7 protein-coding genes are annotated in these 11,234 nt (G+C 71.9%); all 7 read left to right on the top strand.

Annotated features, from left to right (window positions below):
- The first annotated feature begins 5 nt into the window (after window positions 1–5).
- From ACBR40_RS30555 to ACBR40_RS30525, 7 genes are read left to right on the top strand one after another with little or no spacing between them, the layout of a single operon-like run.
- Complete coding sequence (locus tag ACBR40_RS30555) at window positions 6–1,382, top strand: VCBS repeat domain-containing M23 family metallopeptidase (RefSeq protein WP_371250984.1); 1,377 nt, start codon at window positions 6–8, stop codon at window positions 1,380–1,382.
- A 30-nt stretch (window positions 1,383–1,412) separates the two neighbouring features.
- A complete protein-coding gene (locus ACBR40_RS30550; RefSeq protein ID WP_371250983.1) occupies window positions 1,413–2,795 on the top strand; it encodes an FG-GAP repeat domain-containing protein in 1,383 nt (460 codons plus the stop codon).
- Window positions 2,796–2,834: 39 nt separating this feature from the next.
- Entirely contained in the window at window positions 2,835–3,932 is a 1,098-nt protein-coding gene (locus ACBR40_RS30545; RefSeq protein ID WP_371250982.1) for an enolase C-terminal domain-like protein, read from the top strand.
- A gap of 19 nt (window positions 3,933–3,951) precedes the next feature.
- On the top strand, window positions 3,952–5,718 hold the full coding sequence (locus ACBR40_RS30540; protein ID WP_371250981.1) for a glycoside hydrolase family 15 protein: 1,767 nt from the start codon (window positions 3,952–3,954) through the stop codon (window positions 5,716–5,718).
- A gap of 58 nt (window positions 5,719–5,776) precedes the next feature.
- A complete protein-coding gene (locus tag ACBR40_RS30535) occupies window positions 5,777–7,543 on the top strand; it encodes a thiamine pyrophosphate-dependent enzyme (protein ID WP_371250980.1) in 1,767 nt (588 codons plus the stop codon).
- A gap of 5 nt (window positions 7,544–7,548) precedes the next feature.
- The gene (locus tag ACBR40_RS30530; RefSeq protein WP_371250979.1) at window positions 7,549–10,497 is read left to right on the top strand and encodes an FAD-binding and (Fe-S)-binding domain-containing protein; all 2,949 of its coding nucleotides are present in this window, start codon (window positions 7,549–7,551) and stop codon (window positions 10,495–10,497) included.
- Window positions 10,494–11,231, top strand: coding sequence for an SDR family NAD(P)-dependent oxidoreductase (locus tag ACBR40_RS30525; RefSeq protein WP_344208704.1), 738 nt, complete (start codon window positions 10,494–10,496; stop codon window positions 11,229–11,231). Before ACBR40_RS30530 ends, ACBR40_RS30525 begins: the two co-directional genes overlap by 4 nt.
- Window positions 11,232–11,234: the final 3 nt, after the last annotated feature.

The following is an 11,234-nucleotide window of genomic DNA, read 5'->3' as shown; positions in this document are numbered from 1 at the left end:
ATGCCATGTTCAGAAACACGCCCATGAGGGCTGCCGTCACCACCTCGCTCATCGCCGCCTTCGGCCTGGTCGCCGCGGCGACCCCGGCGATGGCCGCCCCCAACCTCCAGCTCCCCTTCCCCTGCGGCCAGCAGTGGCGGCTGGACACCTGGGCGCACGCTCCCGCGCTCGACATGGTGCGGGAACCCGACCAGCAGGGGACCGACGGCGCACTCCTCGTCGCGCCGGCCGCCGGCACGGTGAACCAGTCCTTCTACCACAGCAACGCCGGGAACGTGATCCAGATCGACCACGGCGGCGGCTACTTCACCACGTACCTGCACCTGCAGTCGCGCAGCGTCTCGGTCGGCGCGAAGGTGCAGATGGGATCGTCGATCGGCCGGGTCGGCGCGACCGGCCCGACCAGCAACGGACATCCCCACCTGCACTTCGAGCTGGGGTACGACGCCGACGGCAGCGGGTCGGCGACCTGGGGGTACGCGGGCTCGGAACGGGTCAGGCCGACCTTCAACGGCGTCACCTACGGCTCGGCCAACGGCCAGACCTGGCGCAACGTCACCAGCAACAACTGCGGCCAGGGGTCCTCGGCGACCGACTTCAGCGGTGACGGGAAGGCCGATGTCATCGCCCGCAACTCCACGACGAAGGACCTGCACCTCTACCTCGGGAACGGGAGCGGTGGGTTCAAGGCGGGGACGGGTGACGCGATCGGTAACAACTGGGGCGCCTTCGACGTCATCTTCTCGCCGGGCGATTTCAACGGTGACGGGAAGGCCGATGTCATCGCCCGTAACTCCACGACGAAGGACCTGCACCTCTACCTCGGGAACGGGAGCGGTGGGTTCAAGGCGGGGACGGGTGATGCGATCGGTAACAACTGGGGTGCGTTCGACGTCATCTTCTCGCCGGGCGATTTCAACGGTGACGGGAAGGCCGATGTCATCGCCCGCAACTCCGCCACCAAGGACCTGCACCTCTACCTCGGCAACGGCAGCGGCGGCTTCAAGGCGGGGACCGGTGACGCGATCGGTAACAACTGGGGCGCCTTCGACACCATCTTCTCGCCGGGTGACTTCAGCGGCGACGGTAAGGCGGACGTGATCGTCCGTAACTCCACGACGAAGGACCTGCACCTCTACCTCGGGAACGGGAGTGGTGGGTTCAAGGCGGGGACCGGTGATGCGATCGGTAACAACTGGGGCGCGTTCGACACCATCTTCTCGCCGGGTGACTTCAGCGGCGACGGTAAGGCGGACGTGATCGTCCGTAACTCCGCCACGAAGGATCTGCACCTCTACCTGGGCAACGGCAGCGGCGGGTTCAAGGCGGGGACCGGTGACGCGATCGGCAACAACTGGGGCGCCTTCGACACCATCTTCTGACCCGAACCCCACTTCCCTTGGAGGACTGTCATGCGCAAAACCCCTCTCGGCATGACGGCCGCGGCCGTCATCACCGTTCTCGGCTTATCGGCGTACCCGGCGATGGCGGCCGAACCCGAGCCGGCCGTGCGCCTCAACGCCGCCTACCAGCTCGCCGCCTGCGACCCCAACGGCACGACCTCGGCCGACGCGGCTCTGGCCACCCAGCTCAACAGCACACTCAACGCCAAGATGCGCGGCTACATGTCCGCCTACCGGGTCTCCTGCGCCCGGATGGTGATCAAGGCCGTACGTGACCGCGGCCTGGCCCCCCGAGCCGCGGTGATCGCCATCGCCACGACCATCGTGGAGTCCAGCATCCAGAACATCAGCGAGGAGGTCGACCACGACAGCCTTGGCCTGTTCCAGCAGCGCGCCTCCTGGGGGACGAGCGCCCAGCGCCTCAACCCGACGTGGGCCACCAACGCCTTCCTCGACAAGATGATCAGGCTCTACCCCGGCGACAGCTGGAAGACGGCTCCCGTCGGCGAGGTGTGCCAGGCGGTCCAGGTGTCCGCCTACCCGGACCGCTACCAGGTCCAGGCCGCCGACGCCCAGATCATCGTGGACGCGCTCTCGAAGCCCGACTTCAGCGGCGACGGCAAGGCGGACGTGATCGCCCGCAACGCGGCCACGAAGGACCTGCATCTGTATCTCGGGAACGGGAGCGGTGGGTTCAAGGCGGGGACGGGTGATGCGATCGGTAACAACTGGGGTGCGTTCGACGTCATCTTCTCGCCGGGTGACTTCAGCGGTGACGGTAAGGCGGATGTCATCGCCCGCAACTCCGCCACGAAGGATCTGCACCTCTACCTGGGCAACGGGAGCGGTGGGTTCAAGGCGGGGACGGGTGACGCGATCGGTAACAACTGGGGCGCCTTCGACGTCATCTTCTCGCCGGGTGACTTCAGCGGCGACGGTAAGGCGGATGTCATCGCCCGCAACTCCGCCACGAAGGATCTGCACCTCTACCTGGGCAACGGGAGCGGGGGCTTCAAGGCGGGGACAGGCGCAGCCATCGGTAACAACTGGGGAGCGTTCGACACCATCTTCTCGCCGGGCGACTTCAACGGCGACGGTAAGGCCGATGTCATCGCCCGCCACTCCAGCACGAAGGACCTTCACCTCTACCTCGGCAACGGCAGCGGCGGCTTCAAGGCGGGGACAGGCGCAGCCATCGGTAACAACTGGGGAGCGTTCGACACCATCTTCTCGCCCGGTGACTTCAGTGGTGACGGTAAGGCGGATGTGATCGTCCGTAACTCCGCCACGAAGGATCTGCACCTCTACCTCGGCAACGGCAGCGGCGGGTTCAAGGCGGGAACGGGTGACGCGATCGGCAACAACTGGGGTGCCTTCGACGCCATCTTCTGACCTCGTTTGCCGAGGTCGGACGGGGTAGAAGCCCGTCACATGAGCAGGATCGAGCAGGTGACCGCCGCGGCCTACCGGGTGCCGACCGACCGGCCCGAAGGGGACGGGACGCTCGCCTGGGACGCCACGACGTTGGTCGTCGCCGAGGTCCACGCCGAGGGCATGACGGGGACGGGCTGGACGTACGCGCCCGCCGCCGCGGCCCGGTTCATCGGCGAGGCGCTGGCGAAGGTGGTCGAGGGCAGGGACGCCCTGGCGATCCCGGCGATCTGGGACGCCCTGGTCCGCCAGGTGCGCAACGCCGGGCGGCCCGGCCTCGCCGGGTACGCCGTCTCCGCCCTCGACGTCGCCCTGTGGGATCTGAAGGCGCGGCTGCTGGGGACGTCGCTGGCCGGGCTGTTCGGGCCGGCCCGCGAACGGGTCCCGCTGTACGGGTCGGGCGGCTTCACCACCTACGACGACGACACGACCGCCGCCCAGCTCACCCACTGGGTGCACGACCTGGGCATCGGCCGCGTCAAGATCAAGATAGGGGAGTCGTCCGGCACCAGACCCGCCAGGGACCTGCGCCGGGTCGCGCTGGCCCGGCGGGTCATCGGCGACGACGCCGAGCTGTACGTGGACGCCAACGGCGGCTACACCGCCAAGCAGGCCGTCCGGCAGGCCGAGCGGATGCGCGAGCACGACGTGCGCTGGTTCGAGGAGCCGGTCTCCTCCGACGACCTGGCCGGCCTGCGGCTGGTCAGGCAGCGGATCAGCGCCGACGTGGCCGCGGGCGAGTACGGCGGCGACCCGGCCTACTTCACCCGGATGTGCCAGGCGGAGGCGGTGGACTGCCTCCAGGCGGACGCGACCCGCTGCGGCGGCTACACCGGCTGGTTCGCCGCCTGCGCGATCGCGGCCGGGCACAACCTGGAGGTCTCCGCGCACTGCGCGCCCAACCTGCACCTGCCGGCCGCCGCCGCCACCCCGAACCTGCGGCACATCGAGTGGTTCCACGATCACCAGCGCATCGAGGCCGAGCTGTTCGACGGGGCCGCCGACCCCAGCGGCGGGCTGGCCGCCCCGGTAACCGGGGGGCCGGGCCACGGCCTGACGCTGCGCGCCGACGCCGCTCAGCCGTACCGCACAGCGTGAAGCCGGAGGTGACGGGGAGATGCGGAGGATCGAGGACTACGCCCTCATCGGGGACATGCAGACCGCCGCGCTGGTCGGCAGGGACGGCTCCGTGGACTGGCTGTGCCTGCCGCGCTTCGACTCTCCCGCCTGCTTCGCCGCCCTGCTCGCCGATCCCGGCGCGGGCCGGTGGCTGCTGGCCCCGGCCGGAGCGGGGCCCTGCTCCTCCCGCCGTTACCTGGACGGCACGCTGGTCCTGGAGAGCACGTGGGAGCGTGACGGCGGCGCGGTGCGGATCCTGGACTTCATGCCGCCGCGCGGCCAGGCGCCCGACGTGGTCCGCATCGTCGAGGGCGTACGCGGCCGGGTCGAGATGAGCATGGAGCTGGCGCTGCGCTTCGACTACGGGCGCGACGAGCCCTGGCTGCGCCACGATCACGGCCTCCTGGCCGCCGTGGCCGGGCCCGACGCCGCCTGGCTGCGCGCCCCCGTCCCGCTGCGCCAGAACGAGGACAGCCGGCGTACCACGGCGGAGTTCATGGTGGGTCCGGGCGATCGGGTGCCGTTCGTGCTGACCTGGCAGCACTCGTGGCTGCCGCGCCCGCACGCCATCGACGCGCGGGAGTCCCTGGACGCGACCGTGCGCATGTGGCGCGACTGGATCGGCCGGTGCCACCACCGGAGCGACGACGACTCCGCCGTGCGCGACAGCCTGCTGGTGCTGAAGGCGCTCACGTACGAGCCGACCGGCGGGATCGTCGCCGCCGCGACCACCTCCCTGCCCGAGCAGTTCGGCGGCTCGCGCAACTGGGACTACCGCTACTGCTGGCTGCGCGACGCCACGTTCACCCTCCAGGCGCTCATGTCGGCCGGTTACGACGCCGAGGCCCGCGCCTGGCGGGACTGGCTGCTCCGGGCCGTCGCCGGTCACCCCGCCGACATGCAGATCATGTACACCGTCGAGGGGGCCAGGCGCATCCCCGAGTGGACCGTGGACTGGCTGCCCGGCTTCGACGGCTCGTCCCCGGTCGTCGTCGGCAACGCCGCCTCCGGCCAGTTCCAGCTCGACGTCTACGGCGAGACCCTCGAATGCCTGCACCTCGCCAGGCGGTCGGGGCTCGCGGTGGAGGAGGAGGCGTGGGACCTGCAGCGGAGCATCATGGACTATCTCGAAGGGGCCTGGCGGCGGCCCGACAACGGGGTGTGGGAGACGCGCGGCCCGCGCCGGCAGTTCACCCACTCCAAGATCCTCACCTGGGTGGCCGCCGACCGGATGGTGCGGGCGGTGGAGACGTACGGGCTGGGCGGGCCGGTGGACCGGTGGCGGGCGCTGCGCGCGGAGATCCACGACGAGGTGTGCGCGCGCGGCTACGACGCCGACCGCAACACCTTCACCCAGTACTACGGCTCGACCGGGCTGGACGCCGCGCTGCTGCTCATCCCGCGCCTCGGTTTCCTGCCCGTGCACGACCCGCGCGTGGCGGGGACCGTGGACGCGATCAGGCGCGAGCTGATGGAGGACGGCTTCGTGCTGCGCTACCGGCCCCAGCAGGAGGGCGTGGACGGGCTGCCCGGCCGCGAGGGCACCTTCCTCGCCTGCTCGTTCTGGCTGGCCGACGCGCTGGCGATGCTGGGCCGGCGCCGCGAGGCGCGCGAGCTGTTCGACCGGCTGCTCGGCCTGCGCAACGACGTCGGGCTGCTCTCGGAGGAGTACGACACCACCCTCCGCCGGCAGGCCGGCAACTTCCCGCAGGCGTACAGCCACGTGTCCGTCATCAACACCGCCGCCGCGCTGGCCCCGGACTGACGAACACTTTCCGCATTCGTCAGCATTCCGCTCCAGCAGGCCGGGCAGGACGCCGGGCATGACCCGTATCGTCGCAGAATCGCTCATAGAACGGCTGGTCGCCTGGGGTGTGGACACCGTGTTCGGCCTGCCGGGCGACGGGATCAACGGCATCATGGAGGGCCTTCGCCGCCACCGTGACCGCGTCCGTTTCCTGCTGGTGCACCACGAGGAGGCGGCGGCCTTCATGGCCACCGCGCACGCCAAGGCCACCGGTCGGATCGGGGTGTGCCTGGCCACCTCGGGGCCGGGCGGCATCCACCTGCTCAACGGCCTGTACGACGCCAAGCTGGACCACCAGCCGGTCCTCGCCATCACCGGCATGCAGGAGACGAGCGTGCTCGGCACCGGCTACCAGCAGGAGGTCCACCTGGACCGGCTGTACGAGGACGTCACCGAGTACAACCTCCTGATCGACAACCCCGCGCAGCTGCCCGGCGTCGTCGACCTCGCGATCAGGGCCGCCTACGCCCGGCGCGGAGTGGCCCACCTGACCATCCCCAACGACGTCCAGGTCGCCGACGCCCACGAGGATCCCTACCCCGGCGTCGCGCCGGCCCGCCCGCCGGCCACCGCGCCGATCTACCTGAGCGCTCCCGGCGTCCCCCGGCAGGAGGACCTGGAGGCGGCGGCGTCGGTGCTGAACGCCGCCGCGCGGCCGGCGATCCTGGCCGGCGCGGGCGCGCTGCACGCCCGGCGCGAGGTGCTGGCGGTGGCCGACGTGCTCGGCGCGCCGGTGATCAAGACGCTGCCCGGCAAGGCCGTCATCCCCGACGACTCGCCCTTCGCCGTGGGCGGCATCGGCCTGCTCGGCACCCGGCCGGGCGAGGAGCTCGTCGAGGACTGCGACACGCTGTTCATGATCGGCACCAACTTCCCCTACACCAAGCACCTGCCGGAGCCCGGCCAGGCCCGCGTGGTGCAACTGGAGGCCGACCCGATCAGGGCGGGCGTGCGCATGCCGACCGAGGTGCCGATGATCGGCGACGCCAAACAGGGCCTCGCCGCGCTCCTGCCGCTGCTGGAGCGCAACGGCGACCGCGGGCACCTGGCCAAGTACGCCAAGGCGATGGACCGCTGGCGCGCCGACATGGCCGCCCTGCGCACGCCCGACCGCGATCCGATCGCCCCTCAGTACCTGATGGCCTGCGTGGACGAGGCCGCCACCGACGACGCGATCCTCACCTGCGACTCGGGCACCATCGCCACCTGGGCGGCCCGGCACTGGACCATCCGCGGCGAGCGCGGCTTCTACCTGTCGGGCAACCTCGCCACCATGGCGCCGGGCCTGCCGTACGCGATCGCCATGCAGCACGCCTTCCCCGGCCGGCAGGTGATCGCGTTCGTCGGGGACGGCGGCTTCGCGATGCTGATGGCCGAGTTCCTGACCGCCGCCCAGCACCGGCTGCCGATCAAGGTGATCGTCAACAACAACAACGCGCTGGGCCAGATCCTCTGGGAGCAGATGGTGCTCGGCTACCCCGAGCACGGCGTGCGCTTCGCCGAGCCCGCCGCCGACTTCTCCGCCTGGGCCCGCTCCTGCGGCGGCTACGGCCGCAAGGTGAGCGACCCCCGTGACCTCGCCGAGGCGGTGGGGGAGGCGCTCGCGCACGACGGGCCGGCGCTGGTCGACGCCGACGTCAACCCGAACGAGCCGCCGATGCCGGGCAAGGTGACGTACGAGCAGGCGAAGAAGTTCGCCGAGGCGTTCATGAAGGGCCAGCCGCACAAGGCGTCGATCGCGACCACCCTGTTCAAGGACAAGATCTCCCAGATGGGCTGGTGAAGGTGATGACCCGTCCTGCCACGCTTCCCGCTCCCGCCCTCCGGACCGCGCAGCCCTACGTGCGGGTGCGCGACCTGGAGCGGGACCTCGCCGCCGAGGTCGACGGCGAGGTCCGCTTCGACCCCGGCAGCCGGGGCGCCTACTCCACCGACGCCTCCAACTACCGCCAGGTGCCGCTCGGCGTCGTCGTGCCGCGCACGGTGGACGCCGCGGAGGTCGCGGTGGCGATCTGCCGCGAGCACGGGGCGCCGATCACCTCGCGCGGCGGCGGGACCAGCCTGGCCGGCCAGACCTGCAACACCGCCGTCATCATCGACTGGTCGAAGTTCTGCCACCGCCTGGTCTCCGTGGACGAGCGGGCGCGTACCTGCGTGGTCGAGCCCGGCATCGTGCTGGACGAACTCAACCGGCGGCTCAAGCCGACCGGCCTGATGTTCGGCCCGCGCCCGTCCACGCACTCCCACTGCACGCTCGGCGGCATGATCGGCAACAACTCGTGCGGGTCCACCGCCCAGCTCTACGGCAAGACCGCCGACAACGTCGTCCGGCTGGAGATCCTCACCTACGACGGCACCCGCATGTGGGTGGGCCCCACGAGCGACGAGGAGTACGCCAGGATCACCGCCGAGGGCGGCCGCCCGGCCGAGATCCTGCGGCGGCTGCGCGAGATCATGAGCGAGCACGCCGACGAGATCCGCCGCCGCTACCCCGACATCCCGCGCCGGGTCTCCGGCTACAACCTCGACCAGCTGCTGCCCGGCGGGCCGTTCGACGTGGCGCGGGCCCTGGTCGGCTCGGAGGGCACGCTGGTCACCGTGCTCCGCGCCGAGCTGGCGCTGGTGCCCGTACCGGCCGCGCGGAGCCTGGTCGTGCTCGGCTACCACGACATCGCCGCGGCCGGCGACGCCGTGCTGCCGATCACCGCGCATCGGCCGCTCCAGCTGGAGGGCATCGACGACAAGCTCATCGGCTACGAGACGCGCAAGCACATGCACGGAAAGGCGGTGGCCCGGCTGCCGGAGGGCGGCGCCTGGCTGATGGCCTCGTTCACCGGTGACGACCAGGAGGACGCCGACCGGCGGGCCCACGCGCTCCTGGAGGACATCGGCCGCGACGGGAACGGCCCTGACGTGGCGTTCTTCGACGACCCCGAGTCCGAGACGGAGCTCTGGGATCTGCGCGAGGCGGGGCTCGGCGCCACCGCGCGCGGGCCGGGCATGGCCGACACCTGGCCCGGCTGGGAGGACTCGGCCGTCCCTCCGGAACGACTCGGCGACTACCTGCGCGACCTGCGCCGGCTGCTGGACGAGTTCGGCTACGGCGACGCCTCCCTGTACGGCCACTTCGGCCAGGCGTGCGTGCACACCCGCATCCCGTTCGACCTGCTCACCGCCGACGGCGTGGCGGCCTTCCGCGCCTTCCTCGACCGGGCCGCGGACCTGGCAGTCTCCTACGGCGGCTCGCTGTCGGGCGAGCACGGCGACGGCCAGGCGCGGGCCGAGCTGCTGCCCAAGATGTTCGGCGACGCCGTCGTCACCGCGTTCCAGCAGGTCAAGGCGGTGTTCGACCCCGACGACCGGATGAACCCTGGCAAGATCGTCTCGCCCAACGGGATCACCACGGACCTGCGGCTGGGCAGCGCCTGGACGCCCGCCGAGCCGGAGACCGAGTTCGGCTACCCCGACGACCAGGGCAGCTTCCAGCGGGCCGTGATGCGCTGCGTCGGCGTCGGCCAGTGCCGCAGCCACCAGGGCGGCGTCATGTGCCCCTCCTACCGGGCCACCGGCGAGGAGGAGCACTCCACCCGGGGCCGCGCCCGGCTGCTGTTCGAGATGCTGAACGGCCACCGTGACTCCACCGTGACCGACGGCTGGCGCTCCACGGCCGTCCACGACGCCCTCGACCTGTGCCTGGCCTGCAAGGGCTGCAAGCACGACTGCCCGGTGGAGGTGGACATGGCCACGTACAAGGCCGAGTTCCTCGCCCACCACTACGCGGGCCGGCTCCGGCCCGCCGCCCACTACAGCATGGGCTGGCTGCCGGTGTGGGCGCGGCTGGCCTCGTTCGCGCCCGGCCTGGTCAACGCCGTGACCCACGCGCCCGGCCTGGCCCGGCTGGTCAAGCGGCTGGGCGGGCTGGAGCCGGCCCGGCCGCTGCCGTCCTTCGCGGGGATCCGCTTCAGCGACGCCTACCGCCGCCGGGGGCCGCGCGGCAGCGGCGACCTCGGCGAGGTGCTGCTGTGGCCGGACACCTTCACCGACAACCTGGCCCCGCGCATCGCGGCCTCGGCCGTCGCCGTGCTCGAATCCGCCGGCTACCGGGTGATCGTGCCGCCGCGCACCCTGTGCTGCGGGCTGACCTGGATCTCCACCGGGCAGCTCGGCGTCGCCCGCCGCGTGCTGCGGCGGACCCTGGACACGCTCGCACCCCTGCTCAGGAGCGGCATCCCGATCGTCGGGCTGGAGCCGTCCTGCACCGCCGTCTTCCGCGACGACGCGGCCAACCTGCTCCCCGGCGACCAGGACGTCACCCGGCTGGCCGAGCAGACGAAGACCCTCGCCGAGCTGCTCACCGGCACCGACGGCTGGCGGCCGCCGCGCATCGACCGCGCCGCCGTCGCCCAGCCGCACTGCCACCAGCACGCCGTGCTCGGCTACGAGGCCGATCAGCGCCTGCTCCAGCAGGCCGGGGTCAAGCTCAAGACCGTCGGCGGCTGCTGCGGCCTGGCCGGCGACTTCGGCTTCACCGCCGGGCACCTGAACACCTCGCTCGCCTGCGCCGAGCACGAGCTGCTGCCCGCCGTCCGCGAGAGCGAGCCGGGCACGCTCGTCCTGGCCGACGGCTTCAGCTGCCGCACCCAGCTCGAACACACCAAAGCCGCGGACCGCCCGCTCCACCTGGCCGAACTCCTCGCCCAGGCGAGCACCCGGCTCACCTGCGGGCCGACGCGATGAGGCTCGCGGACGCCCACGTGCTGATCACCGGGGCCTCCTCGGGGATCGGCGCGGCCACCGCGCACGCGCTGGCGGGCACCGGCGCCCGGCTGACGCTGGCGGGCCGCGACCGCGAACGCCTCGCGGCCGTCGCCGCGGCGACGGGCGGGGACATGGTGGTCTGCGACGTCGCCACCCAGGCCGAAGAGCTCGTCACGCGGGCCGGTCACGTGGACGTCCTGGTGAACAACGCCGGGGTGGGGTGGGCCGGGTCGTTCGTGGAGATGCCGGCCGGCAGCGCCGAACGGCTGCTCGCCGTCAACCTCGCCGCGCCGATCGCGCTGACGCGGCTGCTGCTCCCGGGGATGCTGGCGGCGGGGCGCGGGCACGTCGTGTTCGTGGCCTCCATCGCGGGAGCGGTGGGCGTGGCGCGGGAGGCGGTCTACTCGGCCACGAAGGCGGGGCTGGTGGTCTTCGCCGAGGGCCTGCGCCACGAGCTGCGCCACGCGCCGGGGGTCGGCGTGTCCGTCCTGCTGCCGGGGGTGGTGAACACGCCCTTCTTCGTCCGGCGCGGCGCACCTTACACGCGCGGCTGGCCGGCGCCGATCCCGCCCGAGCGGGTGGCGCGGGCCGTCGTGGCGGCGATCCTGCACGGCCGGCCCGAGTCGTTCGTGCCGGGCTGGCTCAGGCTGCCGGCCAGGCTGCGCGGCGCGGCGCCCGGACCGTTCCGGCTGCTCGCGCGGCGCTTCGGCTGACCT

The sequence above is a fragment of the Nonomuraea sp. AD125B genome (genome assembly GCF_041402765.1).
In the GTDB taxonomy this organism is placed as follows: domain Bacteria; phylum Actinomycetota; class Actinomycetes; order Streptosporangiales; family Streptosporangiaceae; genus Nonomuraea; species Nonomuraea bangladeshensis.
This window is presented reverse-complemented; position numbering and strand designations above follow the sequence as displayed.

Excerpts from the sequence above, each read along its gene's own strand:
- ACBR40_RS30525 (WP_344208704.1), top strand. The coding sequence starts at position 10,494 with ATGAGGCTCGCGGACGCCCACGTGCTGATCACCGGGGCCTCCTCGGGG.
- ACBR40_RS30545 (WP_371250982.1), top strand. The coding sequence starts at position 2,835 with ATGAGCAGGATCGAGCAGGTGACCGCCGCGGCCTACCGGGTGCCGACC.
- ACBR40_RS30535 (WP_371250980.1), top strand. The coding sequence starts at position 5,777 with ATGACCCGTATCGTCGCAGAATCGCTCATAGAACGGCTGGTCGCCTGG.
- ACBR40_RS30530 (WP_371250979.1), top strand. The coding sequence starts at position 7,549 with ATGACCCGTCCTGCCACGCTTCCCGCTCCCGCCCTCCGGACCGCGCAG.
- ACBR40_RS30550 (WP_371250983.1), top strand. The coding sequence starts at position 1,413 with ATGCGCAAAACCCCTCTCGGCATGACGGCCGCGGCCGTCATCACCGTT.
- ACBR40_RS30555 (WP_371250984.1), top strand. The coding sequence starts at position 6 with ATGTTCAGAAACACGCCCATGAGGGCTGCCGTCACCACCTCGCTCATC.
- ACBR40_RS30540 (WP_371250981.1), top strand. The coding sequence starts at position 3,952 with ATGCGGAGGATCGAGGACTACGCCCTCATCGGGGACATGCAGACCGCC.